Here is a 23,167-nt window from a genome sequence, read left to right as displayed (position 1 = left end):
CCTGGCGGTGCCTCGGCGGCTAGGGCGTGTCTCCTATAGCTAATCGGTGACCCACTGGATGGGGCGAGTAAGTGGGTGTGGGGGAGCCCGGGTCCTGCTTCTATGCGAAGTGCGGATAATAGGACAGTGCTCAACGCTGATGACAGGATCACCTGGGGGCCTAAGCGCATCGCGGTAGCTGGAGTCTCTGGCTCGGGAAAGACGACCTTGTGCGATGAGCTGGCAGAAGTCCTGCGTTGCGAGCGCGTCGAGTTGGACAGTCTCTACCACGGCCCAAACTGGACCCGGCGAGAGACTTTTCTCGAAGACGTAGAGGACTTGATCTCGACACCTTGCTGGGTTGTTGAATTGCAGTACCGCGAAGCGCGGCCCCTTATCGTCTCCCGAGCTGACACCATCCTGTGGCTGGACTACCCGACAAGGATCCAGATGGCCCGCCTCATCCGTCGGACGGTCCGCCGACGCTTGCAGCGCGAGCAACTTTGGAACGGGAACTACGAGCCGCCGCTATGGAAAACCCTCATCGACGAGGACCACATTCTGCGATGGGGCTGGCACACGCGGAAGAAGCTCAAGCCAGTGATACCGACGTTGGAGGGCCGGTTTCCCGGGCTACACGTTGTCCATCTGACGCATCCGTCACAGACCTCACAGTGGGTCCGCGCCCTGGCGAGAAGCTAGGGCGTCTCTCCTAAATGGCGTAGCCAGGTCAGGATGGCGCAGAGGGTGACGGCGGCGCGGTAGGTGATCGCGAGTTTGTCGTAGCGGGTGGCCAGGGCGCGCCACTGCTTGGCCAGAGCGAAGGAGCGCTCAACGACGTTTCGCCCTCTGTAGAGGTCAACGTCGAGTTTCGGCGGCCGGCCGCCGCGTCTTCCCCGCCGGGCGCGGGCGTCAATGGTGTCACTCTTCTCTGGGATCACGGCGGCGATACCGCGACTGCGGAGCTGGCGGCGGATCGTGCCGGACGAGTACGCCTTGTCTGCGATCACCGCGTCCGGGCGGGTGCGAGGCCGGCCACGGCCAAGGCGCGGTACATGGATGTCGGCCAGTACTTCAGCGAGCATCGCACCATCATTGCGCTGCCCGCCGGTGACCACATTCGCGACCTGCGGGTTCACAGTCCCGGAAGGATCGGTTCTTGTGATTCGACCTGGCCCCCTGTGTCCTGATCAGGGCGGGTGGTGTTCGTGCCGTGCTGATGAGCACGGCAGATCGTCGCATCAACCGAAACGTTCCAGTCGATCTTTCCGGCCGCATCGGCATCGGCCAGGATCACGTGCAAGATACGATCCCAGGTCCCGTCCCGTGCGTAGCGGGCGTGGCGCTTCCACACCGTCTGCCACGCCCCGTATTCGTCGCGGGGCAGATCCCGCCACGGGATCCCTGCTCGGTAGCGGTAGATGATCGCCTCGACGATCTTGCGGTTGTCTCGAAACGGATGCCCCTGCCGCCCTGCATTCGAGGGCAGCAGGGGCTCGATCCGCTCCCACTGCTGGTCGGTGAACTGGCGGAACCGTGACTTCGTCTGTCCCATACGGCCACGGTCTCGCGAGTCACCGCCGAGCTATGGGAGACACGCCCTAGTTGGCGGCGCGGTACGCTTCCATGATGTCGGCCGGAATCCGGCCGCGGTCAGACACGGTGTAGCCGTTGGCTCGGGCCCACGCGCGGATCTTCCCCGTCTCGCTCTTGGTGGTCGAGGAGCTCGAGCGGCGGGCGGTCTTGGCTGCCCGCTTCTTGCCGTTGTCCGCCGGGCGGGCCGCCGAGAGGTACGGCTGAATGGCCTCACGGAACGCGGCGGCGTTCTGTTCGTCGAGGTCGATTGTGTAGGTCTTGCCGTCGAAGGCGAACTCGATCGTTTCAGCCCGGCCGCCTTCTATTTCGGCGCCATCGAGATCGTCGACGTAAATGGTTTCGTAACGGACAGCCATATGCGCTCCTAATGCTGACTCTGGTCGCCGGAATGGATCAACCGCGCTCCATGTCGGTGGCCGGTCGAATGCAATCGTAGTCGCACTTTACGGTTGACACGAGCGTAGCTGAATCCAGCCGAGACAAATGCCGCTACTGTGCACCTAAGTGAGAGCGCTACCGTACTCTGAGCGGCATGAAACGAAGCCTATTTCCCGCAGTGGCGTTCACCATATCCGCGCTCACCTTGGCGGGGTGCAGCAACGACGACGACGGTGGCTTTGAGCCTGCCGCATCCCCCGCTGAGACCGCTGCTGAGCAGGTGCAGGAAACCAACGAACGCGGTGCGGTCGAGGTCGCCCTCGGTGAACCGGTCACGCTCACAGACGACACTGGAACCCCTCTGATTACTATCTCCAACTCGCGTCTCGACGCGACCGGATGCAAAGCGGTTAGCTACGACTCTATCCCCGACTTCGCAGAGGAGGGGGTCACCGGCGAGATTCGCCAAATCAAGTTCGAGGCCGATGTCGAGGTGGGCACATACGAATATCCAGAGTGGCTGTGGTCCTCGGACTTCTACTACGCTAACGACGAGGGAGAAGTGATCCAGAATATCGAGGTAAATAGCCTCGACGACGACCTGGTCTTCTCATGCGACGGGTCGAAACAGATCCTCAATCTGCCGCCCAACTCGAAAGCGAAGGGAGCCACCACTTTGAGCGTCCCTGTCGGCACCGAGAATGGCGGTCCCGACATCATCGGCTACGCGGTGAATGGGAACCGCGTCGAGTGGAGGCTGCCCGAGGGCTGGGCCGACGAGCTCGGCGAACCGGTCTTCTTCCAGTAGCCGCCGCGAAAACGGCCCTCTGCAGTCCACTCCGTCGGCGGCAGCCGTCAGCAACGCAGGTACCAGTGCCCCAGGGGAAAGCCTGGGGGCACCTGCAGCGATGACGGTCAGGCAAAGCTCGTGGAGTCCACCGGCGTCACGTTGTAGGAGGTTGTCTCGGACTCGCCGAGCATCTCCTCCACAACCTGCTGCGCGGTCTGCCCCGCGGGGATCTCCAGCTCTTCTTTCGCTGCCAGCGCCTCGAACGCGGCCGCGCGGGACTGCGCGATGTGCACCCAGCTGGATCCGTCCAGGTAGATGAACTGGCCGAGCCACAGGTCCTGAGCGGGCCAGTTGGAGATGGTGGGGCCGGTGTTGTTCGACATGGTGGTGGTTCCTTCTGCTGCGGTCCGTGCTGGCGGGCGCGGGGCCTGCACCGCCCGTCGGGTCAGGGGTTGAACGGCACCGTGGTGCGGGTGACGGTGGCGCCGGCGGCGACGAGTTCGGCGAGCACTTCGTCGAGGTCGCAGGCAGTCGACTTCTGTCCTAGCCACCGCTCCAGCAGCGTGGCCATGCCTCGGCGGCCGGGCCGATCGTGGGTGTAGATCGCCTGGTGGGTTCCCAGGCTGGGGGCGTCGACGGTGATGAGCGTGGCCTCCTCGTCGGGCCACATCAGTTCGGCTTCGATGCAGGTCACGGCGTTGTTTTCGAGGTCGTACCCCCAGTGCTCTTCGGGGAACGTGATGCGGCCACGTACCCCGTGGCCGGCGAGCTCGCGAAGGAGATCGTCGAACACCCCGCTGGCCCAGTCGCCGTACAGGTTGACGGTCACCTCATCGTCGGTGGCCTTGATCTCGTGGATGGCGTCCTCCGGGTCGACGTTCTCGGAGCAGCGCACGAAGAGGGCTGAGTAGAGCTCGGCCTTGACGTCGACGGTGGCTGGGTCGAGGTCGTTGGCATCTGCCCAGGCGGTGATCGCGGTGGTGGGGATGGTCAGTTCGCCCTTGATGGTGGTGCTGTTTCCCATGGGTCCTCCCGAAGTGGTGGCCGGGCGCTCTGCCCGGGCGTGAACCCACCCTCTCCCCGGCGGCCGTGGGTGCAGCACCACCGCAGTAGCCCGCGGGCCGAGGCGCCGCGGGCCACCTTCACCGGTGTTGACCTGCGAAGTTAGGCAACATGCTCGGCGATGGGGTCGGGGCTGGTGGGGACGTCGCTGGCCATCGCCTTCTTGGACAGTCCGTACTTGTTGTAGAAGTCGTCGTTGCCGGCGTCGTCGGATTCCTTCTTCTCCGCCAGGAACCGCTGCACGGTGCGCTTGCTGACCTTGACGATGTCGGCGGTCTCCCCGATGTCCAGGCTGAGCCGGTCGATGTAGTCGAGGATGCGCTTGGCTTTCTCGGTGTCGATGGCCGGCGGCCGACCGCCCTTCTTTCCACGCGCGCGGGCCGCGGCGAGCCCGGCGTTGGTCGAGGCCACAATGGTCTCTCGGTCAGCTTCGGCGAGCCCCGACAAGATCGTCAGGAACAGCTTGCCTGTGCTGGTGGCGGTGTCGATCGCCTCATAGAGGGCACGGAACCGGACCCCCACTTCCGCGAAGGCGTCCATGAGCTTCATGGTGTCGCGACTCGATCTGCTGACTCTGGACAGGCGGGTGACGATCACGGTATCGCCGGGCTCGAGTTCGTAGCAGAGCTTCTTGAGCTGCTCGCGATCGTTGCGGGTGCCGCTCATTTTCTCGGTGTAGATCTTCTCGCAGCCGGCCTGACGGAGGGCGTCGATCTGATGATCGAGGGACTGGTCGGCGGTCGAGACCCGGGCGTAGCCGTAGACCGTGCCTGTCCACGAGTCCTGGTTCAGGTCGAAGGTGGGGTTCATCAGGGGTCTGCGCGGCGCGAAAACGAGCTCGAAGGGGTCGTAATCGGAGGGGTTCTGGGCGCTTCTGGCCTGATTTTGGGTACCCACGGTATGCCTACCTTCCTGTTCGTCCGCCACAGAGCGACGTGTGGTCAAAACGCATGACACAACTAGGTTATTTGAGATTTGTTTCTGTCACCGTTTCTGTCACCCGGAAACGGCCAGTTCGGAGGGGGGCGGCAAAAACTCGAAATGCGATGACGCAATCCATCGTTTCTGTCACCGAGCGAAAACCGGGCGAGGCGCCCATTATTTTTGTCCGGGCCGAACCTGCAGTGTTGCCACCCAGCCTACGACATGCATCGTAACTCGCAGACGCACTACGTTAGCCCCACCGTTGTCAGTGGTTTTGTGACAGCCGCTCCCGTAAACTTGCGACTAACGGGTCCAGCGTTGACCCCCGAGAGACAGGACAGCCATGAGCGGATTCGATTACCTGGGCGAGCACGTCGACGACAACACCATCTACGTGACCGAGATGCGCGAACTGCGCGACGCCTACGGGGTCAGCCGCCTCGGGGAAACGGTTGTCACCAACATCTCCAAAGAACTCGCCGGCTACGGACTCGGACACCTTCCCTCCCCCCTCCCACTACTGGCGAGCGAAGAGGTCCGCCTCTACCGGCGTGGCACCGCGATCGGCGACCTCGTTGCCGCCGTGCTCGAACCCTCCGAAGGCGGAGATCAGCGACTCATCGACTACGCCGAAAACACCGACCGAGAAATCGTCGCCCAGATCCGCGAAGTCCTCGACAGCTACTCCTGATCCGTACAGTCCCCCTCGTGACCTGCGCCGACAACGGCGCAGGTCACGACTCTCGCCGTCCGCTGTGCAATCCGGGTCAGTTCCCTCTCAGTATTTCCGCCCCGTCGACCACGGCCTCGATCGTCATCCGGCGATCGGCTGACAGCTCGGCCAGGAAGGACCGCGCGGCGGGAGTCAACGCATCGACCGGGCCGTGAAAGTCGACGAACGGGCCACCCGATCCGTCGTGGCCCACAAAGTCCGCCTCCATGCGGGGAGCGAGCTCCACCACGCCGGCCGCGAGTGATTCGAGCTGCTCGTACAGCGTGGATCGCGGGCCTACCGACGCGAGCCCGAACGCCTCACCTGCGGCTCGAGCGGTGTCGGCGATAGCTGGGCGCCCCCGTTTATCAAAGGAGAGGCCAGTCTCGATGCGCACCCAGGCGCAGTCCCGCGCCCACCCGTCCACCTCCGGCACTGTCAGAGCGGTCTCGTGGCGGGAGGCGAAGTAGAGGTTGAGGCGCTCGCACACACGCGGCGCGAGCTCGGCCAGAAACGCGGCGTTACTCGAGTGGGTGGCGTCCGGACTGGCGATCACCTCGCCATCCCCTCCCAGGTGCTCGGGGTAAAGGTCGCTGAACGCCAGCGGCTCCGGTGCGAGCCGGAGCACCTCCCGGCCCGCGACGATCAGGCACGGCATCAGCCACACCAGCGGACCATCGGAGTAGCCGTCGTTGGTGATCGCGGCATCCAGCCCCAGATAGACGCCGGGCGCTCCGGTCACGTTCAGCAGTGACGGCCCGCAATGCGGCCCTACGGCCTCGATAATCGGGTCGACAAACTGCTGCCCCAATCTCGCGGGGTCGTCCGTGTAGTTGGCTTCCCACAGTGGCGCGGGCCGGTTGGTGGCGGCGTAGTTGCCTGCGGGGTAGACGCGCAGGTCCGAAAGCTGAACCACCGTGGTGGTCGTGCCGGAGGCGATCACTGCAGTCCCACCGCGATGATGCGGCTGCACGGGATGACCGTGCCGTTGGAGAACTGCACCGACTGTGGGGTGACGCCCACGATGTCGCCGGCGAACAGGTGGAGCGTGCCTTTCGGGTGCCGGGCAACGACCATTCCGCTAGTGCGGCCCCATCCTGCGCCGATGCGGTCGGTAACCATCGTGGCCATCTGCTCGCAGTCGGCAGCGGTGGCGGTGTTGCTGTAGGTCTCGGCGCGGGGAAAGTGGCGGAGCATGGCGACCACCTTGGAGTAGCTGTCGAGCTGCGTGCGGGCGAAGTCAGGGTTGGAGTCGAGATCGGCGTCGTCGACGTATCCGGCGTACTGCTTGGTGGCCATCATGGCTCCTCCTGTGGGGTGGCGAGATCCGATGCCCACACCCTTCACCCGTGTTCTCGGACTGCAGTAGACGGCGATGAAGACCATGCGGGGCGACTGCTTAGCGCGGGGTTCGTCGGCATGAGTCGGTGGGACACTTTCTGGCACGCCGACCGCAACGTGAGGAGATGCCATGGGCGAAATGTCGATCCCGAAGCCGGATGATTCGGGCAGGTTGCTGGAGCCATTCATCAATCAGGCGAGGAAGAAGCTCGAGGGCGAGCCGGACAGGAGCATGGTTGCTCGCGTCGCAAGGGACTCGTCGTATGACGAGTGGTCTGGTGCGATGTTGCGGCCGGCAGCGAGCCCGTTTGGCTCAACACTGCTGGGGCGCCCACCCATCAAGCAGAAGCCGATTGCGTCCATGGTGCTCGCTGTCGTCATCCCCATACCCATAGGCCTCGCCGCGCAGATGTTCCTGCACACGGGAGCGATTGCGGAGACGCAATTTAATCTGATCATGGTTGCGCTCGCGATCACGATTCTCGTAGCGGGCTGCGCCATCGGCGTCACCGAAGCCTTCGGGCCGAAGCCTGGAGAGGACGTGTGGGTCCTGCCGCGCGCCCAGGCGGGTGACAGGCCCAATGCGCGCGCTCGCCGCGACCATCTGGAAGGCGGCGACGAATCGCGTCTGGTCCGCCACTCTGCTGCTGCGCTGTGGGACCTGCATGCTGGCAGTACGTCCCGGATGTGGAAGTCCGCCAGTATGGCCGAGTGGAGATCGGGCGTCGACCTGCGAGCGGAGGCCTCTGAGACCATTCGCGCGGCTGGTGCTCTCCAGGACCTGCGGCGAGCGTTGGGTGACATCCCGGTGCATCTCGATGCTGAGGCGCAGACCAAGTGGCGGGACGACTACGCGGTTTATCAAGCCGGCCTGTCGTCCCTGCGTGAGCGGGTAGAGCAGCAGGTGGCGCTGCAGATGGTCGTGGAGGCGATCGGGCGACAGCTCGACACTCCCTCCGGCGAAAGGGCAGCACTGGCGGACCGTATCGCCGCGACCATTCCCGGCAATGAGCTGGCGGTCGAGCACCTGGCGGAGATCAACACTCAGTCCGCCGACCTGCTCGCGCTATTGAACCTGCAGTCGTCCTCCATCGAGGTCGCGGACAGCCGGACGTCGGCTCCCAACAATGGGCAGGCCGCGGCAACTCAAGCGGCGGAGAGTCCGCTCCGACACGGGGAGTGACCAGCCGTCTCCTTCCGTCCCGCAAGAGAGCCCCACACCATCCCTGTGTGGGGCTCTCGTCGTCGATCCAGGGGCCCGCCTTCAGTCCTCCATAACGGTGAAGGGCCGCATCCACCACCCCTTCGGGGCAACGAACCGTGTTGGCCCCTCGGGGAGAGTAAACCGGCTCATCGTCTGCACCCGGAACGTGGTGCGGTCGGCATGCTCGCCGCCGTAGCCCACCGGTCGGGCGAACCTGACCACCTTGCCCGGCGACTACTGGGGTACAGCACGCCCGAATCGGCAGTGGTGGGCGCCGGGCGTGGACCGCGCCCCGGCGGCGGGTGTCGTCCCGAAGGGGACCACGGCGAGTGCCGGACAGCGGGCTGGCAGGGGTCGCGCCGTGGGGCCCAACGGGCGTCGGCCCGCACCTGTCCACGGTGCGGGCCGACGCGGTGCAGGGTCAGGCGGCGAACGGGAGCGCTTCGCAGGTGGCCTCGGCGCCAGCGGCGATGAGAGCCGCGAGAGCGGCGTCGAGGTCGGCCGGGGTGGAGTTCCGGCCGAACCACTCGGCGTGCAGGGCGTGGATCGCCCGGCACACGGCGTGATCGGTCGAGTAGACGGCGCGGTGCCGGTCCCGCCCGGGAGCGCTCACCTGCAGGACCAGCATCTGGTCTTCGGGCCACATCTGGCCCGCCTCGATCTCACGCACCTTGTTGGCGGCGAGCTCGTAGCCCCAGCCCTCGTCGGGGAACACGACGCGGCCGGTGGCGCCGTTCTCCGCCAGGACCGTGAGCGTGTCCTCGATGTAGGAGCTGCACCAGTCTCCGTCCAGGTACGCGGTCACCTCGCCGTCGGCGTTGACGGTCGTGTGCACGGGGTCGGCCGCGTCGCAGCTGACCCGCTCGGCCAGGGCCGCGAGCAGTTCCTCGCGCCGCGCCTCGTCGGTGCTCGCGTCCGAGTGTGCGCTGGCGGCCCACGCGTTCACGGCGCGGGTGGGGATGGTCAGGCGTCCTTCGACGGTGGTGGTGTGGCCCATGGCGTCCTCCTGGTGGTTCCGGCGGGGTGAGGGGCGCGGTGTGGCTCCTCGATGGGCTTCACCTTTCCGCCGGTGTCTGGGCGTGCAGCAGTCTGCGCGGCCGGCCCTGCCGCCGGCGAGCCGACGCTGCGTGCGATGGGGTGCTGCGGGGTGGCGGACAGCCGCTGCAGGGGCGCGGGTCCGCGGCAAGCGCCCCGCCCACGGCGGTGGGGCGGGGCGCTGATACCGGGTCGTGTGGCTACCGGGGGCCCAACACGTGGGCGCCGTCGACGGTGGTCTCAACCCCGACGCAGCCCCTGCGGCGCATCACGCTCAGGTAGCGGCGAGCCGCCGGGGTGAGCGCGTCGGCCGGGCCGGTGGCGTCGAGGAACGCGCCGTCGGTGTCGGGCCGCGTCAGGATGCCGTCCCAGTCCAGGGCGGGGGCGAGCTCGCGCAGTCCCAGCCCGAACGCTTCGACCTGCCCCACCACCGTCGACTGGCCCGTCACCACGTCCAGCTGGAAGTGCTCGCCCAGGCGGTCGGCGATCTCCGCCGCGGCAGGGCGGTGGTCCTCCCCCATCGTCGACGGCACGGTGATCGTGACGATGGTCTGGTCGCGCTGCCAGCCGGGCACGTCGGGCACGGTGATCTGCACGGCGGTCTGGGTGGCCAGGTGGGCGTTGATCTGCTGGCACACGCGGGGCGCGAGCGCGGCCAGGAACTCGTCTTCGGTGGCGTGCACGGTGTCGGGGCTGGCGATCACGTCGCCGTGCTCGTCGAGGTAGTCGCCGAGCAGGTTCTCGATGAACACCGGTTCGCAGCCGAGCCGCAGGAGCGGCGTTCCGGCGTGGCGCAGGACCGGGGAGAGCCACAGCATCGGCCCACCGGTGAACCCGTCGTTGTTCACGGTCACGTCGAGCACCAGGTCCAGCCCCGGCGCCCCGGTGACGTTGACCAGCGACGGGCCCTCGTGCCCGCCGACCGCCCACAACAGGGGTTCGGTGTAGCGGGCGCCCCAGTAGAAGGCGTCGTCGTCCATGCTGGCCTCCCAGTGGGAGGCGGGGGTGCCGGCGTCGACGTAGGGGCCGGCGGGCGTGATCTGCAGGTCCGACAGGGTGATGGTCACGGGCTCGCCTTCCCGTGTCGAGATGGTCATGCCGCCGCGATCTGGTTGACCACGAGCGCCTGCAGCTCGTCGTGGAGTGCGAACAGGCGGTCCTCAATGGCGAGGGCTTCGATGTCGATTGCCTCGAGGATCGCCACATCGGATGCTGTCAGGAGCATCTTGCGCTGCGCGGGTGTCAGGTTCGGGTTGTCGCCGGCTTCTGCGCGGATGGCTTCGATGGTGACCAGGCGGCGCAAGATGCCGGTCTGGTCGAGGGCGTCCTGCTCCTGCTGGTCAGAGACGTCGAGCGCCCCTGCAGTGGTCGGTTTCGTCATGGCTGGTCTCCTGTCGTTCGGGGCTGGTCCCCCCAGTTGTCCCACCCGGAGCGCACAGTGCAGCAGGGGCCAAACCCGCCTCTGCCCGCACTGTGGCACTTCGACACTCCTGACGTACATACTTGTGGCGTTCGCAACGGCCACTGGTGCTACTGAGGCACGTGACGATGATCGGAGCAACCGTGACTACACCTGATGGATCCCGCCTCACCCGCGAGAGCGCAGTGCGAGACATGACCACTGCGGACCTCGACGCCTTCAAACGAGTGGAGATTGGTCTCGACGAGCTTGCGATGAACGCTCGCCGTGAGCACTTCACGAGATTCTGGGAGAACATCGCCGATGACCTCCAGCAACTGAACCAGGCACTCTCTGACGCTCAGGACTCCGAGCAGAACCTCGCTGAGGCGCTCACCGCTTACGCGGCCAGTGACGGCAAAAATAATCGTCTGGCTGGATACCTCGTCGACGCTGCAGACCGGCGCCGCACGAACGATAAGGCCGATTAGGGCTGACCGAACTGCTACTGCCGGACAGCAACAGTCCGCATACGACGAGAGCCCCGCGCCAGCCATGACGCGGGGCTCTCGTCGCGGGGGCTCAAGCCGCCGTATCAGCCGCAGGGACGACACGAAAGGTGCGCATCCACCAGCCCTTGGGTGCGCGGTAAAGCCCGGTGCCGTCGGGGCGGGTGAACCTGCTCATCGACTGCACACGAAAGTCGGTGCGCTCGGCGTCCTCGCCCGGGTACGGGAACGGGACGTCGAACCGGAGGTGCAGGCCGATCATGGCCTTCGCCACCTTCTTGCGCTCCAACGCATCGGCCGCGGCGGCACGAAACTCGAGGGCGTACTTGGAGTCCGTCGGCGTCAGTGCAGCGAGCACGCGCGCGGGTGGATCCGGGTTCACGCACGGACCCATGTCCTCATGCAGGGCCTTGATGTACATCTCTCCGTTCTGGGAGCCGCCCAGCAGGACGTGGCAGGTGACGTTGCCATCGCCGTCCTCGACCGCTGCGAACAACTCGCGGGAGAACTCATAATCAAGTGCAGGCCGGGTGGCCTGCGCGACCACACTATGGCCGGCGGGCAGGTTCTCGGCCAGGTAGGCCCGCAGCTCCTGGTCGGTCGTGCGGCCAGGGGACTTGGGATAGCTGATCGAACCCATGACGGGCTCCTTTCACCAGGAAGACGTCGTTGTCTTCGGCGATGATTCCGGCACAAATCCCAGGTGCAGCAGCGTCTCGGTTCAGAACCTCGGAACATCTTCCAAAGACGTATTGACAACAAGGCCGTGCGTATCTAAATTAGATAGCGTCACAACATCGAGAGAGGGACCGGACATGATCCTTGTAAACGTCAGCCGATCGGCCGTGGGAGCCGTCACCGAACAGCAGCTCATGGAGGCCGCGAGCAAGTACTGGAAGGTCGCAGAGGAGTCGATCCGCGGCTACGGCGACTATCTGGCAGCCGTGCGCGACAACACCATCGTCGGCGTGTGGCGCGTCCTCGGCCACAGCCGCCCAGACGACAGCGGCGGGAAGGTTGTCTTCGAGCTCGGCGCAGCCCCCGAGCGGGCAGACCTAATCGGACAGGAAGTTCCCAACCCCTGGGTCCGAGGCGCAGCCAACCCCATCAAGCTGTGGGACTACCAGCCGGAGGCGGTCCCCAGCGATGACACCCAGTCCGCAATGGTCTGCGGCTGGCACATCGAAGCCCTCCCCGGCGGCCGGCTCCAGGTCCGCTCCCCCAACGGCAACGGCCCCCTCTACCTGGAATCGCTGACCAGCGAACCCGCCGGAGGCGTAGCCATCCTGCGCACCCACTCCGAGAACCACTGACAACCACAACGGAGAACCCACCATGAGCAACCAAGCCACCGCACTCGTGATCGCCGTCGACGGCACGACCTGGCCTGTCGAGACTCAGCCGCACATTCACGACCTGGAGGACATTTACCCTCTGATCGGCGCCCGACGAGCCGAGGTCCTGCCCGTCAACCCGTCCCTCAACCGACGGCCCGGGCCGCGCCTTGCCGCCGTGCTGAACGGCATGGCACTCGACTTCTGGTACGGGCGCATGTCCGCCTACGAGCGGCCCCGGAACATGGCGGCAACAGTGCTCGCCCAGGCACTCGGCGCAGACAACGCGGTCCTTCACGGACCAGTGGTTCTGCAGGCCGGGAATCCCGAGACAGGCGACAGTCTGCCCCTGAGCGCCGAGGCGCTGACGTTACTGCAGAACGAGGTCGGAGTCATCACCTCGATCCCCGAAATCGTCGACGGAATCACCGAGTCCATCACCGCCTTCCACGCCCGCGGCGAAGACCAGAGCTGACCACCGCAAAGGAGAACCCACGATGAACACGCCCCGCACCCCCTACACCGAGCCCATCCGTTCCCGCTGGATCGACCGCTCCACCGGCGTCGGCTTCGGCTTCCTCGAGGCGCCGCTGAACAAGGCGATCGCCCAGTTGGCCACCGACCACAGTGAGCACCTCCGCGAGGCCCTGGTCCTGGCCCTGTTCCCGCAGCTCGACCCGGCAGACTGGCCCGGCGGTCGCACCCCGGTCGTCGAGGAGTCAGGCAACGGCGCCGACTTCACCGCAGTCGACTACTCCCCTGCCGGAGAGCGGACAGAGCTGGCCCGCACCGAGCACAAGCCCGGTAAGACACCGCCGCAGTGGAACCACGGCATCACAGTCCAGCAGCTGCTGGACTGTGACGCTGTCGAGGTCACTGCCGAGCAGGCCGCCCACATGCGCCGCTACCAGGACATCCTCGACAAGCGGTGGATCAACGCCGACGAGTTCGATGAAGTGGGCGGCTACGACTGCAATGGCCTCAAGAAGCGCAAAGGCGTGGCCGACGAGTACGAGCCGGTGAGACCGCAGGTCATCAAGTACCTGCTCCACCCCTCCCCGATGAAGGTCTTGCAGGTCATCGCCGACCGCTCGACCGACATCAATGAGCTCTACGCGGTGCCCGATGTCTGGTACCGGCTCAAGGCCGATCGGTTCCCGATCTGCACCACCGCGGATGTGCTCAACCGACTTGCCCAGCATGTCGATCTCGAACAGCTGTCACCGGCGGAGACCACAGCTCTCATGCGGGTCACCGACGCTCTGTGGCTGACCGCCGACAAGGCCATCACCGACACCTGCACTCCGCAGGTGCGCGACATCGTCTCCGACGCGGCCTGGCACCGCGGCTACAACTGGGACGACGGCGACTGGGTGCGATGGGGCGAGCCCGGGGATCACGCCGCCTGAAACTGATCTCCTTAGTGAATGAGCAGGTCGTAGCGCACCGTCTCGAACGAGCGGCCTGGCAACAGCTCCTCCACCGTGGCGCACCGTTCGGCGGCGACCGCCCTCGGTGGGCCATTTCGCGTGCCAGAATCGACGAGCAATCAACGGGAGGGGCACTGTCCATGCAACCGAATGACGAAGGCCTCGGCGAAGCTGCATTGTCTGAGCTCTCCGATGCCGTGCGACGACTGTCCGACGACGTGGCGGACCTGCCCGGGAAGATCGACGACCTTGCGTCGGTACTCAGCGGAGTCGGGTCCTTATCCCCTAACTCCGATGTCGTCATCCTCCCCACGTTGCTCCCGGCAACCGCCCAACGCATGAACGTGACCGTCGATCAGGGCGTCGCCGACCAGCTTCGCGCCATTGACCACCCGGCTGCAGCGCGACTTAGCGGCAACACCCTGATGGGTGTCGACGCCTGGGAACAAGGCGTCGGGTACCTGGCCATCGTGCCTTCCAAAGCGCAGGAGTGGACGCTGGTGCTGCCGCTCACGAAGGTCGCGTTATTCAGCTCGATCATTACGGACGGCTCCGCGTAGGCAGTCACGCATCGTCCCGCCATGGACGTCATCTCCTCCGCCGTCAGAGAAAAGCCGACCGCGCGCAGGAGTGCCGGAACGACGGGAGGCCAACGAAGGTCTGCCCCGTCGTGGTGAAGACCCGCACCGACTCCTTGACCCGCGCGGCGTCTTCAAGCCTGCGGAACACTCGGCCTTCTAGACGCCTGTCAGGCCCACTGGTCGATCCATGGCTGCTGATACCCCGGCCAGGGTGCTTGCGGGGCCCTGCGATGCGGCGTTGTCGATTTCGTCTGCGTAGCGCGGCTCCAGGCATAGGCCCAGCTGGTGGTCGCCCCAGAATCCGGGGTCGCTGCTGGCGGCTCCGATGAGGGCGCCGGCGAGGGTGGCGATTGAGTCGGAGTCGCCGTTGCTGGTCGCCGCCCAGGCAATGGCCTCCACCGGGCCGAGGCGGCCGTTGCGGTGCAGGTCGGCGGCCAGCATCCCCAGTGCGGTGGCGGTTGCTGCGTCCCAACCTTCGCCGATTCCGGCGCAGGGGTCACCAGCCCAGCCGGTGGAGTGGGTTTCGATGGCCAGACGTTCTGCCGCTGCGGTGAACGCCTGCTCCATCGACGGCCCGCGACGGCCGGGCTCGGGGCCAAGTGCGGAAGACAGGTAGGCGTGCGGGTCGTCGGTCAGCAGGGCCAGGACTCGCAGGAGGTAGTCGTCGTCTGCCCACGCATCCGGCAGGCGGGTCGCGAGCGTCATCAGGTCAGCTCGGGCGTGCTCCAGGAGCGGTGCCTGGCCGGCGACGGTGAAGGCATCGCACAGCAGCAGCGCCGACAGGGCGGCCTTGGGGTGGCGGTGGGTGACGACGGCCTGCAGCACGGCCAGACCTCGCCGGTACTGCTGCGGGGCGAACGCAGCCGGGGCCAGCCGCATGACCGCGCCGCAGCCCGCCGAGTAGCGGGCACCGCCGGCGTTCCAATGCTTGCCCGATTCGATGTTCCAGAGCGCACTCATGCACGTCGTCCCGGGCGCTCGGTTGTTGTCTGGGTCTACCGCCCAGTCCAGGTACCGGTCGAGGATCACCTCGGCCACCTCGTCGATGTCATCGAAGTCCACGACATCGTGCAGCGCGTTGTGGGTCGCCAGCAGCATCTGGGTGTCATCGGAGATGATCCAGTCGCCGGCCGGCGGGCTCACGGGGTAGGCGGGCATCTTCGGGTACTTGGTGAACTCGACCTGGTAGCCCCAGGCGTCGCCGGCGGCTCCGCCGATCAGCGCGTTGGCGTAGCGGGCCGTGTTGTCTGCCTGGCTCATCAGTCGCCCTGGTCTTCGGCCAGGTACGCGGCCGGGAGCGGGTCGCCGTTCTTGAGGTGCTTCACGATGGTGGCCAGGGCGAAAGTGTCGTCTTCACCCATGTCAGTGATGCGGGCGATGTAGCGGGCGATCTCGTGCGGCCCCTGGTCCGGGTTCTCTGCGATGTGCTCGTTCAGAATCTGGATCTGTTCCTTGCTGACCTTCATGTCGTGTCCTTTCCGGTGGTGAGTCCTCCTCGGTGTAAGGCTCAGTCCGTTGGTATGAATCGAGTCAATCATGGGGCTTGCGCGGTGCAGCAGCACCGACGATCAACTGCCCCAATCACAGCCCATCTTCGGCCTCAGCGACGAGGTCCTCTTCCACGAGGTAGACGGTCGGGCGGCCGTGCATCCCCTTCTCCTGGATGTCGACGCAGCGCATCTTGGTGCCCATCGTCATCAGCACCTCATCTTCGTGACTGTGACTGGAGATGCTCTTGACCGCCAGCCCGGTGCGTGAGCGGATCGCCATGACGTACGGGTCCTTACCGTTGCCGAACCCGGAAGCGATCGACGTTTTGGTGCTGGTAGAGGTAATTTTTCCAATCTCGACGCGACTGCCTGGGGTGAAGGTCTTGTCCAGAAATTCCTTCGTGGTGCCCTTCCAACCCGACGGAACGCCCGTGCCACGCACGACGACCATCGGCTCCGCGTGCTTCTGGGAGGCCGCCAACTTGCCGAACGCTGACTCAATTCGGGAGACGTGGGTGGCGATGCTCGACGCCGGGTTCTTGTCCCGCCCGGTGACCGCGGCGTTGATGCTCTGGTAGATCCCGCCCGTGTAGGCCGTCAGGGACTTGCGCTCCGCTGCGGTGAGCTCGTTGTTCAGGAAGGGCCTGGCCCGGTTGGTCAGCTCGTCGATATTCGACGTCTGCAGATTGTGCGGCCCACCGTGGAACCCCCACGACTGCGGGCTGCCGAGTCGTTTCCCGATCACGGAGTAGTCGTTCGCCGTTTCCACGCCCCATGCGCGGATGCCACTGCGCGCCAGGGCGTTGTAGCCGTCTTGCCCCAGACTCTCGGGGGGGATGCGGTGGTTGAAATGCGGGATCACCCCGCCGCGCAGCGTCACGGTGCCCAGCGACTTCCGCCGGGCCGTCTCGTACGCCTTGTCCGCGTCCGCCGCCGACGCTCCAGCAGCCAGCGCCTCCTCGCGGGCCTTGGCTCCAGCGGCGTCGGCGGCCTTCTCCCGTTCGCGCTTGACGTGCCGCAGCCGGCCGTCCCTGGCCTCAGCCTGGACCGGGCCCACCACGCTGAGGTCCACCACGCGGTCCCGGGCTGCCCCCTCGACGTCGGCGAGCTTTGCCCGCGCCTCGGCTTGGGCCTTCGCCGATGAGACCACCGCGGCTTGCTCCGCTGCACCTGCCCGCAGTTCCGCCTTGGCTTGCCACACCTCGCGTTGCAGCTCAGTGGCACCGTCAGGTAGCGGCTCCATCTGGGTCAGGACCGGAATCTGGTTCGCCTGGGCCACTGCTGCGGCCTTGGAATCGGCCTGCCCGACAGTTTCGTACTCGTCACCGTTTTTGAGCAGGATGTAAAAGTCGCCGTAGCCCTTGCGGTAGATGGCGGTGTCGGCGTCCAGGATTCGACCTTCGACCTCTTCGACCGCGCCACCGTGGTGCCAGGTGATGGTGCCAGGACCGTAGATGCTGGTGTCACGTTCACGGTCGTCGATCGTCGGAGTCCCGCCAACGGGCAGCGCTTCGTCAATCTCGGCCCGGAGACCGTGGGCCTGGTACCGGCCGATCGCCTCGAGATCCTCGTCGGACAGCCCAGCCAGGTAGGCATCCCGCTCTTCTTCTGGCAGGTCTGTGGATGCGGCCCATTCACGGCCGAGGTTCTCGTCTTTGATGAACTGGCCGGCTTCGGCGACGCGCTTTTCCTGCAGCTTCACATCTGCCTTGCAGGTGTCCCAGTGGAGTTTGGCTTCGAGCTTCTGCTGCTCGAGCTCTTCCAGTTCGGGGGAGGTCGTCTCGCCTTCGGCGAGGTTCTTCTTCGCGGCGGAGGTCTTGCGCTGTACCCGCTGGTAGGCCTTGCGGGCTTCGTCGGCGTCCAGTTCGGCTTGGGCGAGGTCTGCTTCGGTGGATTCGAGGTAGGTCTGCGCTGGCGTCTTCTGTGCCTGGGCGAGCTTCTCTTGAAGGCCGTGGTGCTCGCTCGCTTCCTCGAGGTCGGTCTTGGCGAAGTCGAGGTCGGTCTTGGCGCTATCCAGGTCCGCGGCGACCGCTGCAGGGTCACCGGACAGGAACTTCGCTTCGATCAGGGCGAGGTTGGCTTCGATTTCCTCTCGCTGGGCGAGGATCGCTTGCACTCGAGCTTCTGCGTCAGCGACCGCTTTGGCGGTGTCGGCTGGGCACCTTTTGGGCCCGCCGGGCTGGTCTTCTGCGATACACACCCGCAGTCGCCTCCCCTGAGAGTTTTGTTCCGATGAGCAAAACCCTAAGGGGTGGGCATGCCGTGGAGCCGCTTCTAGCTGGGCGGGTCAGGCGCGCAGAGCATGCTCGACCTTCCCTGCGATCGTCGAGGCCTGCGCCAGGCGGGACGCGGCGGTTCCGATCCCACCCACCAGCTCGGAGGGCAGGCTGTGACAACGCCCGGTGCGCTGGTCTGTCGTCAGCAGTACAACCGGCCCGTGCAGGACGCGGCGGTGATCGTCACTGACCAGGGCTGCCAGCGCGGTGGCTACCCAGTTGGGCTGCAGGTCGCTTCCGGCCGCTGCCCACGCGTCGACTGTCCTACCCGGCTTGTTGGGGCAGTCCCTCAGTGGCACCGACTCGACGTCCTCGGCACCCACGAGGCCCTGCAGGCCGGCCAGGACGGTGCCTTCGACGCGGTGGAGGGGTTGGCGGCTCGTGGTGCCGTCGACTGCGATGAGCAGCCCCGTCACGGTGTTCAGGGAGGCGATCGTCATGGTGGGCCTTTCGAGCAGGGGTGGGTGTGGATCCCACCTTCTCGGCCGTCGCGCGGAGTGTGGTGACCCGTACCCCTGAGCGAGCTCGCGGGCCCGGCCGGCAGCATGCTCCCGGGCCTGTCCGACGGCAGCTGGGGTCACACGGTGATCGTCCACGTTGTGGTGTCGATCAGCAGCAGGTCGCCGCCGTAGGTGACGGCGATGGCGTCTGCGCGGGGACCGGGGCCGAACCAGGTGCCTACGACGGTCTCGCCGTGGCCCGGATGCCAGAACCACACCAGTTGTCCGTGGCGCCCCAGGGCCGGTTCCTCGAGGTGCGGGGCTGCGGCTCCGGCGGGAAACAGTCCGCCATCGTCCGGTAGGCCGGCGACGGCCAGGTCCAGGTCGAACAACGGGTCCACGAGCACCTCTTTTCACGGTCGCGCCTCTGCCAGTCGGCGGGGTCCGCACAGTTAACCCGACGGGCATGCCGGCACAGCTCTGCCGAGACGCCGGCGGTGCCGCGGCCGGGGGGCGTGGCCGGACAGCCAGCCGCCCGAGGGGAGTGCGAAATCGCCGCTGCCCGCCCCGGAATGAGCGAGGCGGGCAGCAGCGGCTACGTCAGTGGTGTGTCAGGTCAGGGCCGGGATGGGTCGGGCCAGGGAGTGCGCCCACTCCTGCGCCCGGGCCATCGCCGGGTCCGCCAAGTCCAGTGGCTCGAACGGCTCACCAACGTCGTCTGGGCCGGTCTCTTCTACCGACAGGCCGGTGGCTTCCAAGTCGAGCTCCAGCAGCGCCAGCCGCACGAACAGGGTGGCTTCGTGCTGGGTGGGTGCGTCGATGATCATCGTGGCTTCTGCACTGCCGTCCGCGAAGTGCGTCAGCGCCGCGCCCGGGACCGCCTCGAGCACCCGCGCGTGCGCGGCGTGGTCGCGGGCCGCCAGATCGGCGAACACCTGCCAGTGGCGGTTCGTCATTGCGGTCACCTCTTCCCAGATCATCGTTGTGCCTTCTTCTTAGTATGCCCCTTTGCCGGGACGCCGAGCCCTAGCCGACGCAGCGCCGCGATGGCGTTCTTGTCGGCGCGGTGGTCCGAGGGGGTCTTCGCGAACGCTACGAGCGCCACCGGCCTGCCTTGGTGATCGACCGTCCCCTTCGGGGGAACTAGGGCGGGGTGCCCGTCCTTGGTCTCTGTGACGGTCCACCCGTGGTCCTGCGCTAGGGCGAATACCGTCTTGAGCCTCTTCGGAATTGCCATGCTGTTCCCCTTCCATCCGGATGCGCTGACCGACTCATCGTTTCGCGCCGTCCGGAAACTGCAGCAGCCATAAACGCGCAGATCACACGCCATGTCAGGGCCTGCTGGCGGTGTGCGTTCGGCGGGCGAAGCGGACAGGGGGGCCAGCGAGCTCGGGCGAAAGTGCAGCCCCCGGCGGGGATCCGCCGGGGGCTGGTCCGTTGACCGCCGCTGGGGTCAGGCGGTCAGGCGGTCAGGGCGTGCCGGTGGCCGGCGAACCGGGCCTGGCCGAGGTCGAGGTCGTTGGCGGCGCTGCGCCCTTCGTCGATTCCCGAGACGCCGACCTTTCGGCGCCGACCGGGCACCGCGGTGGGGAACTGACGGTCAAGTTCGGCCGCCGCACGGTCGGCATCGCTGGCCAGCACCAGTGCCGCACCCTTGGTGTCGACGCTGTCGTGCACGGCGTTGTCCTCCGCCGCAGCCAACCTGGACCCGACCGCGAAGGCGAACCCCGTCATGAAGCTCTTGCGATGGGCCACGGTCGGCACTCCCGGATGCGAGGGACGCGTCTTGGCGGCGCGCGTGAGCATGATGCCAATGAGGTAGCCCGCAAGCATCGTCACGCGATCGGTGTGACGGCGAGCACCGACCACCATGCACTTACGGTTCTGGCCAGCCTGGACCGTGACCACCTTGCAGTGCAACGCGTTCGCTATCGAGGCGACCAGGCCGATCTGGTCGGGCTGGTAACGGCCGGTGACGTCGATAGTGACGGTGACGATCTCCGCCGCGTCGATGTCGCCACCCGAGCGGGCCAGCGCCTCGTCGATGCCGTACTTGGCGCTCAGCGCGAACGCCCTCTCCAGCAGCGCCGACGCCTCCTCTTCGCTGGAGGTGGAGGCAGCCTTGGCGAACAGCTTGCCGACACGGTCCGTCATCTTGGCGCGGTCAAAGTGGGTGGTTTCAGTGCTCATGGGATGTCCTTTCGCGGGACTGTGGCCACGTCTTGTTGAGCCGCGCGGCCGGGCGGTCGTCAGTAGCGGGGCAGCGGGGTGTCGAGAGCGTGGTCGATGGTCACCAGCACGAGCAGCCGCAGGCCCGCTCCCGTTCCGGCCGCCAGGTGGCGGGCCAGGGCGGTTGCTCCCTGCCTGACCGTGTCTGTTGCCTTCATGGCCTGCTCCTCTGTGCTGGCTGGATGTGTGCCCATATCGTCTCGGTGCCTCGCGCCGGTGCAGCAGATCTGCGAGGCGGAGAAGAGAACCCACCTGTCAATGAGCTGGAGTAAAGGTATGGGCCGGTCATGCCGCTGCGGCAGGTCCACGAGCGACCTGCGGGCGTTTGGACAGAGCGGCCGGGTGGGCGGCAGCGAGAGGGCCCCGGCCCCGCGTGCTGGGGCCGGGGCCGTTGGGAGGGGCTAGGCGGCGAAGTCGCGGCGGTGGTCCTGGGCCTGGCGGTCGTTGACCAGCCACGCGAGCATCGCGAACGCGGTCGCCTGCTGTGAGGCGCAGTCGATGCCGTCGTCGCTGGCCGTCACCAGCGCGGCGGGCTCGCCGTCAATGGTCAGTCCGGGCGGGTAGAGGATCTCGACGTGGCGGCTGCCGTGGCGCAGCGCCGCCACCTGCTCGTTGAGCCATGTCAGGACCGCGGACTTACCGCCGTCGGGGACGTAGTCCTCCAGCGGGTACGCCGAGTGGTTGGCGATGGCGTCTCCGACGTCGTCGCGGCTGAGGTCGATCAGGACGTCCTCGAGGTAGTCGATCCAGAAGTCACCGCTGACGCCAGCGGGCGCTGGCGCGGTGAAGTAGTTGAGGCTGAGCCTGTGGCTGCGCATTAGGGGGCTCCTTCGGGGTGGGCTGCGTGACGTGGCCAGCCTCTCGTCGGAGTCGACGGGTGCAGCAGCACTCGCGCGGGCCACGGCGCCGCACGCTCGCCGGCGGCGGCTCGCCCCGGGCGGCAGCGGGTGGCGGCGGGCGGCCAACGCTCTGCCGGCTGGCCCGGACAGCGCCGGCGCCCCGCGGCGGGCGCCCCGCCTCAGCGGAGATCCAAAGGGCTCTCTACTTCTCCAAGAGAAGGGGGCCACCCCCTCCACGAGAAGGCGGGCACGGCCTCCACGAGAAGGTAGGCACGGCCTCCACGAGCAGGCCATCTGAGGCGTCGCCTGACCGGCTCGTGAGGGCCACCGGCGGCGCCCCTACTCGGTGGCGGGACGCGTCAGCTTTGCTCGGACGATGCGGGTCTGCGGGGTGCCCTTCCACTGCTCGTGGGCCTTGACCGTGGCCCGGGCGATGGTCACGCGCTGCCCGCACTCCAGGCGCTGGCCGTCGACCTCGTCGGGCACCGTCCCCTGCCACTTGAGCAGGTGACCGCAGTCGGTGTGCACCACGAGCAGGGTGACCGTCTTGGGCGGGTAGCCGTAGTCCGATTCCCAGCTGGTCAACGTGGTGACGATGCCGGTGATGTCGGCGATCTTTGCGCCCTTGTCTGCCAGGTAGCCGCCGGTCAGCTCCGGCAGCGCGGCCCGGCGGTCCTTGTCTCGTTCTCGGCGGAAGTAGACGCCGACCAGGGATGCCCACAGTGCGACGTGGCGGGCCGGGATGTGGTCCTGGCCAGCCAATACTCGCAGGTTCTGGGCGTAGTCAGAGTCGCCCATCGTGGTGGCGGTGGCGATCATGTCGTCGATGTCGCCGGCGGGCACCAGTGCCGCGGCGGCGGTGATCTCCTCGCGCCACGCCCGCACCTGGCTGGTCTCGTACGGCGACGGATCCAGAATCGACCACAGGATGTCGGCGGTGGCGGTGCGGCCATCACCGGCCGCAGCGCGGGAGACGTAGCGGCGCCCACGCTCACTGAGCACTGTCGTCAGGGCCAGCAGCTCGCGGGGGTCGTAGGACGTGACCACGACTGGGGCGTTGCCGTGGGCGTCGCGGTCGGTGAACATCTCCAGGTCGTCGTAGTCCCACTGCAAGGCCCACAGTCCGGCCGGGCGCACTCCCAGGAACAGGGGCAGGCAGGAACGCCCGATCTGGCGCAGCTCGCCGGTGTCCTCGTGGCGCACCACGTAGGAGTGGGTGCGGGTCCGGTTGAGGCCGCAGTGGTCGCACTGGTGGGCGTCTGGCCGCTCCCAGTCCGACAGGTCGACGCCGGGCGGGGCGGAGACGATGGCTTGCCCGTCGATGATGTCCAGGGCCGCCTGGAACCGCCACCCGCCGAACGACAGGGCAGGCGAGTTGATGGTCAGCACCACGCGGCGTTCGGTGCGGGTGATGCCGTCGCGGGTGGCGGTGTGCTCGTAGGGGGTGAGCTCGTAGACGAACCGGGACTCGATGCCGGCCCGCTCGAGGCGGCGGTTCGCGCGGTCGATTCGGCCGATCGCCTCCGACACAGCGCAGGCGGGGATGTCGAACTCGCGGCCGGACTCGGCGGCGGTGTCGGCGCGGTCATCGTCGGTCAGTGTCATCGTGGTCATCGAGT

31 protein-coding genes are annotated in these 23,167 nt (G+C 66.8%); 9 read left to right on the top strand and 22 right to left on the bottom strand.

Features of this window, described 5'->3' with window-relative positions:
* Positions 1–126 precede the first annotated feature (126 nt).
* Positions 127–681, top strand: coding sequence for an AAA family ATPase (locus C3V38_RS16370; protein WP_106386763.1), 555 nt, complete (start codon positions 127–129; stop codon positions 679–681).
* Here C3V38_RS16370 and C3V38_RS16365 read toward each other — a convergent pair.
* Together C3V38_RS16365 and C3V38_RS16360 are read right to left on the bottom strand one after the other, a co-directional pair.
* Positions 678–1,534, bottom strand: a protein-coding gene (locus C3V38_RS16365; RefSeq protein WP_371412156.1) for an IS5 family transposase whose coding sequence is annotated in 2 segments (ribosomal slippage) — positions 678–1,141 and positions 1,141–1,534 — 858 coding nt in all. Because the reading frame shifts where the segments join, the coding sequence is not laid out codon by codon here. The genes C3V38_RS16370 and C3V38_RS16365 overlap by 4 nt on opposite strands.
* 46 nt (positions 1,535–1,580) lie before the next feature.
* The gene (locus C3V38_RS16360) at positions 1,581–1,931 is read right to left on the bottom strand and encodes an Lsr2 family protein (protein WP_106386762.1); all 351 of its coding nucleotides are present in this window, start codon (positions 1,929–1,931) and stop codon (positions 1,581–1,583) included.
* A gap of 176 nt (positions 1,932–2,107) precedes the next feature.
* Here C3V38_RS16360 and C3V38_RS16355 point away from each other — a divergent pair, with 176 nt between their 5' ends.
* A complete protein-coding gene (locus C3V38_RS16355; protein ID WP_129591220.1) occupies positions 2,108–2,761 on the top strand; it encodes a hypothetical protein in 654 nt (217 codons plus the stop codon).
* Between the two features lie 107 nt (positions 2,762–2,868).
* Here the strand turns inward: C3V38_RS16355 and C3V38_RS16350 are convergent, their stop codons facing one another.
* The 3 genes from C3V38_RS16350 to C3V38_RS16340 form a co-directional block, all read right to left on the bottom strand.
* Entirely contained in the window at positions 2,869–3,126 is a 258-nt protein-coding gene (locus C3V38_RS16350) for a hypothetical protein (protein WP_106386760.1), read from the bottom strand.
* A 62-nt stretch (positions 3,127–3,188) separates the two neighbouring features.
* Positions 3,189–3,767 carry a hypothetical protein gene (locus C3V38_RS16345; protein ID WP_106386759.1) on the bottom strand — a complete coding sequence of 193 codons (579 nt, stop codon included), beginning with the start codon at positions 3,765–3,767 and terminating at the stop codon, positions 3,189–3,191.
* A 140-nt stretch (positions 3,768–3,907) separates the two neighbouring features.
* Positions 3,908–4,615 (bottom strand): recombinase family protein, encoded by a 708-nt coding sequence (locus C3V38_RS16340; RefSeq protein WP_106386758.1) that lies wholly within the window; start codon positions 4,613–4,615, stop codon positions 3,908–3,910.
* A 457-nt stretch (positions 4,616–5,072) separates the two neighbouring features.
* Here C3V38_RS16340 and C3V38_RS16335 point away from each other — a divergent pair, with 457 nt between their 5' ends.
* Positions 5,073–5,420, top strand: coding sequence for a hypothetical protein (locus C3V38_RS16335; RefSeq protein WP_106386757.1), 348 nt, complete (start codon positions 5,073–5,075; stop codon positions 5,418–5,420).
* A gap of 76 nt (positions 5,421–5,496) precedes the next feature.
* Here the strand turns inward: C3V38_RS16335 and C3V38_RS16330 are convergent, their stop codons facing one another.
* Both C3V38_RS16330 and C3V38_RS16325 read right to left on the bottom strand, forming a co-directional pair.
* Positions 5,497–6,384: a hypothetical protein gene (locus C3V38_RS16330; RefSeq protein WP_106386756.1), complete on the bottom strand. Its 888-nt coding sequence runs from the start codon at positions 6,382–6,384 to the stop codon at positions 5,497–5,499.
* Positions 6,381–6,743: a hypothetical protein gene (locus tag C3V38_RS16325; protein WP_106386754.1), complete on the bottom strand. Its 363-nt coding sequence runs from the start codon at positions 6,741–6,743 to the stop codon at positions 6,381–6,383. Before C3V38_RS16325 ends, C3V38_RS16330 begins: the two co-directional genes overlap by 4 nt.
* Positions 6,744–6,912: 169 nt before the next feature.
* On the opposite strand from C3V38_RS16325, the gene C3V38_RS16320 reads away from it, so the two are divergent.
* Complete coding sequence (locus C3V38_RS16320) at positions 6,913–7,965, top strand: hypothetical protein (RefSeq protein WP_106386751.1); 1,053 nt, start codon at positions 6,913–6,915, stop codon at positions 7,963–7,965.
* Positions 7,966–8,407: 442 nt separating this feature from the next.
* Here C3V38_RS16320 and C3V38_RS16315 read toward each other — a convergent pair whose 3' ends face one another.
* From C3V38_RS16315 to C3V38_RS16305, 3 genes are all read right to left on the bottom strand, one after another.
* Positions 8,408–8,983, bottom strand: a complete 576-nt coding sequence (locus C3V38_RS16315) for a hypothetical protein (protein ID WP_106386748.1) — start codon at positions 8,981–8,983, stop codon at positions 8,408–8,410.
* A 238-nt stretch (positions 8,984–9,221) separates the two neighbouring features.
* A complete protein-coding gene (locus tag C3V38_RS16310; RefSeq protein ID WP_106386745.1) occupies positions 9,222–10,118 on the bottom strand; it encodes a hypothetical protein in 897 nt (298 codons plus the stop codon).
* The gene (locus C3V38_RS16305) at positions 10,115–10,402 is read right to left on the bottom strand and encodes a hypothetical protein (RefSeq protein ID WP_106386743.1); all 288 of its coding nucleotides are present in this window, start codon (positions 10,400–10,402) and stop codon (positions 10,115–10,117) included. The genes C3V38_RS16310 and C3V38_RS16305 overlap by 4 nt, the downstream gene beginning before the upstream one ends.
* Positions 10,403–10,635: 233 nt before the next feature.
* Between C3V38_RS16305 and C3V38_RS16300 the strand changes: the two genes are divergently transcribed.
* Positions 10,636–10,911, top strand: a complete 276-nt coding sequence (locus C3V38_RS16300; RefSeq protein WP_129591217.1) for a hypothetical protein — start codon at positions 10,636–10,638, stop codon at positions 10,909–10,911.
* 91 nt (positions 10,912–11,002) lie between these two features.
* Here the strand turns inward: C3V38_RS16300 and C3V38_RS16295 are convergent, their stop codons facing one another.
* A complete protein-coding gene (locus C3V38_RS16295) occupies positions 11,003–11,569 on the bottom strand; it encodes a hypothetical protein (protein WP_106386739.1) in 567 nt (188 codons plus the stop codon).
* Positions 11,570–11,744: 175 nt separating this feature from the next.
* Here C3V38_RS16295 and C3V38_RS16290 point away from each other — a divergent pair, with 175 nt between their 5' ends.
* The 4 genes from C3V38_RS16290 to C3V38_RS16275 all read left to right on the top strand — a co-directional run bounded on the left by C3V38_RS16290 (position 11,745) and on the right by C3V38_RS16275 (position 14,253).
* Positions 11,745–12,242 (top strand): hypothetical protein, encoded by a 498-nt coding sequence (locus C3V38_RS16290; protein ID WP_129591216.1) that lies wholly within the window; start codon positions 11,745–11,747, stop codon positions 12,240–12,242.
* Between the two features lie 22 nt (positions 12,243–12,264).
* Positions 12,265–12,738 (top strand): hypothetical protein, encoded by a 474-nt coding sequence (locus C3V38_RS16285; RefSeq protein WP_106386735.1) that lies wholly within the window; start codon positions 12,265–12,267, stop codon positions 12,736–12,738.
* A gap of 22 nt (positions 12,739–12,760) precedes the next feature.
* Positions 12,761–13,672, top strand: a complete 912-nt coding sequence (locus C3V38_RS16280; RefSeq protein WP_106386732.1) for a hypothetical protein — start codon at positions 12,761–12,763, stop codon at positions 13,670–13,672.
* A gap of 161 nt (positions 13,673–13,833) precedes the next feature.
* Positions 13,834–14,253, top strand: a complete 420-nt coding sequence (locus C3V38_RS16275; RefSeq protein ID WP_106386730.1) for a hypothetical protein — start codon at positions 13,834–13,836, stop codon at positions 14,251–14,253.
* Positions 14,254–14,430: 177 nt separating this feature from the next.
* Here the strand turns inward: C3V38_RS16275 and C3V38_RS16270 are convergent, their stop codons facing one another.
* From C3V38_RS16270 to C3V38_RS16225, 11 genes are all read right to left on the bottom strand, one after another.
* Positions 14,431–15,534, bottom strand: a complete 1,104-nt coding sequence (locus C3V38_RS16270) for an ADP-ribosylglycohydrolase family protein (RefSeq protein WP_106386728.1) — start codon at positions 15,532–15,534, stop codon at positions 14,431–14,433.
* On the bottom strand, positions 15,534–15,740 hold the full coding sequence (locus C3V38_RS16265) for a hypothetical protein (protein WP_106386726.1): 207 nt from the start codon (positions 15,738–15,740) through the stop codon (positions 15,534–15,536). The genes C3V38_RS16270 and C3V38_RS16265 overlap by 1 nt, the downstream gene beginning before the upstream one ends.
* Positions 15,741–15,855: 115 nt before the next feature.
* Complete coding sequence (locus tag C3V38_RS16260) at positions 15,856–17,880, bottom strand: ADP-ribosyltransferase (RefSeq protein ID WP_106386724.1); 2,025 nt, start codon at positions 17,878–17,880, stop codon at positions 15,856–15,858.
* 171 nt (positions 17,881–18,051) lie between these two features.
* On the bottom strand, positions 18,052–18,480 hold the full coding sequence (locus C3V38_RS16255) for a hypothetical protein (protein ID WP_106386722.1): 429 nt from the start codon (positions 18,478–18,480) through the stop codon (positions 18,052–18,054).
* Between the two features lie 137 nt (positions 18,481–18,617).
* On the bottom strand, positions 18,618–18,881 hold the full coding sequence (locus tag C3V38_RS16250; RefSeq protein WP_129591215.1) for a hypothetical protein: 264 nt from the start codon (positions 18,879–18,881) through the stop codon (positions 18,618–18,620).
* Between the two features lie 210 nt (positions 18,882–19,091).
* Entirely contained in the window at positions 19,092–19,436 is a 345-nt protein-coding gene (locus C3V38_RS16245; RefSeq protein WP_106386718.1) for a hypothetical protein, read from the bottom strand.
* Positions 19,437–19,456: 20 nt separating this feature from the next.
* A complete protein-coding gene (locus C3V38_RS17420; protein WP_129591214.1) occupies positions 19,457–19,717 on the bottom strand; it encodes a hypothetical protein in 261 nt (86 codons plus the stop codon).
* A 224-nt stretch (positions 19,718–19,941) separates the two neighbouring features.
* The gene (locus tag C3V38_RS16240) at positions 19,942–20,670 is read right to left on the bottom strand and encodes a DUF2786 domain-containing protein (protein ID WP_106386716.1); all 729 of its coding nucleotides are present in this window, start codon (positions 20,668–20,670) and stop codon (positions 19,942–19,944) included.
* Positions 20,671–20,729: 59 nt separating this feature from the next.
* On the bottom strand, positions 20,730–20,867 hold the full coding sequence (locus C3V38_RS17680) for a hypothetical protein (RefSeq protein WP_165001185.1): 138 nt from the start codon (positions 20,865–20,867) through the stop codon (positions 20,730–20,732).
* Positions 20,868–21,110: 243 nt separating this feature from the next.
* Complete coding sequence (locus C3V38_RS16230; RefSeq protein ID WP_106386712.1) at positions 21,111–21,527, bottom strand: hypothetical protein; 417 nt, start codon at positions 21,525–21,527, stop codon at positions 21,111–21,113.
* A gap of 360 nt (positions 21,528–21,887) precedes the next feature.
* The gene (locus tag C3V38_RS16225; RefSeq protein WP_106386710.1) at positions 21,888–23,162 is read right to left on the bottom strand and encodes a hypothetical protein; all 1,275 of its coding nucleotides are present in this window, start codon (positions 23,160–23,162) and stop codon (positions 21,888–21,890) included.
* Positions 23,163–23,167 lie beyond the last annotated feature (5 nt).

The sequence above is a fragment of the Dietzia sp. oral taxon 368 genome (genome assembly GCF_002999155.1).
In the GTDB taxonomy this organism is placed as follows: domain Bacteria; phylum Actinomycetota; class Actinomycetes; order Mycobacteriales; family Mycobacteriaceae; genus Dietzia; species Dietzia cinnamea.
This window is presented reverse-complemented; position numbering and strand designations above follow the sequence as displayed.

Coding starts and splice junctions, on each gene's coding strand:
- C3V38_RS16275 (WP_106386730.1), top strand. CDS start 13,834: ATGCAACCGAATGACGAAGGCCTCGGCGAAGCTGCATTGTCTGAGCTC.
- C3V38_RS16340 (WP_106386758.1), bottom strand. CDS start 4,615: ATGAACCCCACCTTCGACCTGAACCAGGACTCGTGGACAGGCACGGTC.
- C3V38_RS16305 (WP_106386743.1), bottom strand. CDS start 10,402: ATGACGAAACCGACCACTGCAGGGGCGCTCGACGTCTCTGACCAGCAG.
- C3V38_RS16245 (WP_106386718.1), bottom strand. CDS start 19,436: ATGACGAACCGCCACTGGCAGGTGTTCGCCGATCTGGCGGCCCGCGAC.
- C3V38_RS16360 (WP_106386762.1), bottom strand. CDS start 1,931: ATGGCTGTCCGTTACGAAACCATTTACGTCGACGATCTCGATGGCGCC.
- C3V38_RS16290 (WP_129591216.1), top strand. CDS start 11,745: ATGATCCTTGTAAACGTCAGCCGATCGGCCGTGGGAGCCGTCACCGAA.
- C3V38_RS16345 (WP_106386759.1), bottom strand. CDS start 3,767: ATGGGAAACAGCACCACCATCAAGGGCGAACTGACCATCCCCACCACC.
- C3V38_RS17420 (WP_129591214.1), bottom strand. CDS start 19,717: ATGGCAATTCCGAAGAGGCTCAAGACGGTATTCGCCCTAGCGCAGGAC.
- C3V38_RS16355 (WP_129591220.1), top strand. CDS start 2,108: ATGAAACGAAGCCTATTTCCCGCAGTGGCGTTCACCATATCCGCGCTC.
- C3V38_RS16320 (WP_106386751.1), top strand. CDS start 6,913: ATGGGCGAAATGTCGATCCCGAAGCCGGATGATTCGGGCAGGTTGCTG.
- C3V38_RS16295 (WP_106386739.1), bottom strand. CDS start 11,569: ATGGGTTCGATCAGCTATCCCAAGTCCCCTGGCCGCACGACCGACCAG.
- C3V38_RS16225 (WP_106386710.1), bottom strand. CDS start 23,162: ATGACCACGATGACACTGACCGACGATGACCGCGCCGACACCGCCGCC.
- C3V38_RS16300 (WP_129591217.1), top strand. CDS start 10,636: ATGACCACTGCGGACCTCGACGCCTTCAAACGAGTGGAGATTGGTCTC.
- C3V38_RS16285 (WP_106386735.1), top strand. CDS start 12,265: ATGAGCAACCAAGCCACCGCACTCGTGATCGCCGTCGACGGCACGACC.
- C3V38_RS17680 (WP_165001185.1), bottom strand. CDS start 20,867: ATGAAGGCAACAGACACGGTCAGGCAGGGAGCAACCGCCCTGGCCCGC.
- C3V38_RS16270 (WP_106386728.1), bottom strand. CDS start 15,534: ATGAGCCAGGCAGACAACACGGCCCGCTACGCCAACGCGCTGATCGGC.
- C3V38_RS16230 (WP_106386712.1), bottom strand. CDS start 21,527: ATGCGCAGCCACAGGCTCAGCCTCAACTACTTCACCGCGCCAGCGCCC.
- C3V38_RS16335 (WP_106386757.1), top strand. CDS start 5,073: ATGAGCGGATTCGATTACCTGGGCGAGCACGTCGACGACAACACCATC.
- C3V38_RS16325 (WP_106386754.1), bottom strand. CDS start 6,743: ATGATGGCCACCAAGCAGTACGCCGGATACGTCGACGACGCCGATCTC.
- C3V38_RS16240 (WP_106386716.1), bottom strand. CDS start 20,670: ATGAGCACTGAAACCACCCACTTTGACCGCGCCAAGATGACGGACCGT.
- C3V38_RS16315 (WP_106386748.1), bottom strand. CDS start 8,983: ATGGGCCACACCACCACCGTCGAAGGACGCCTGACCATCCCCACCCGC.
- C3V38_RS16265 (WP_106386726.1), bottom strand. CDS start 15,740: ATGAAGGTCAGCAAGGAACAGATCCAGATTCTGAACGAGCACATCGCA.
- C3V38_RS16280 (WP_106386732.1), top strand. CDS start 12,761: ATGAACACGCCCCGCACCCCCTACACCGAGCCCATCCGTTCCCGCTGG.
- C3V38_RS16255 (WP_106386722.1), bottom strand. CDS start 18,480: ATGACGATCGCCTCCCTGAACACCGTGACGGGGCTGCTCATCGCAGTC.
- C3V38_RS16350 (WP_106386760.1), bottom strand. CDS start 3,126: ATGTCGAACAACACCGGCCCCACCATCTCCAACTGGCCCGCTCAGGAC.
- C3V38_RS16310 (WP_106386745.1), bottom strand. CDS start 10,118: ATGACCATCTCGACACGGGAAGGCGAGCCCGTGACCATCACCCTGTCG.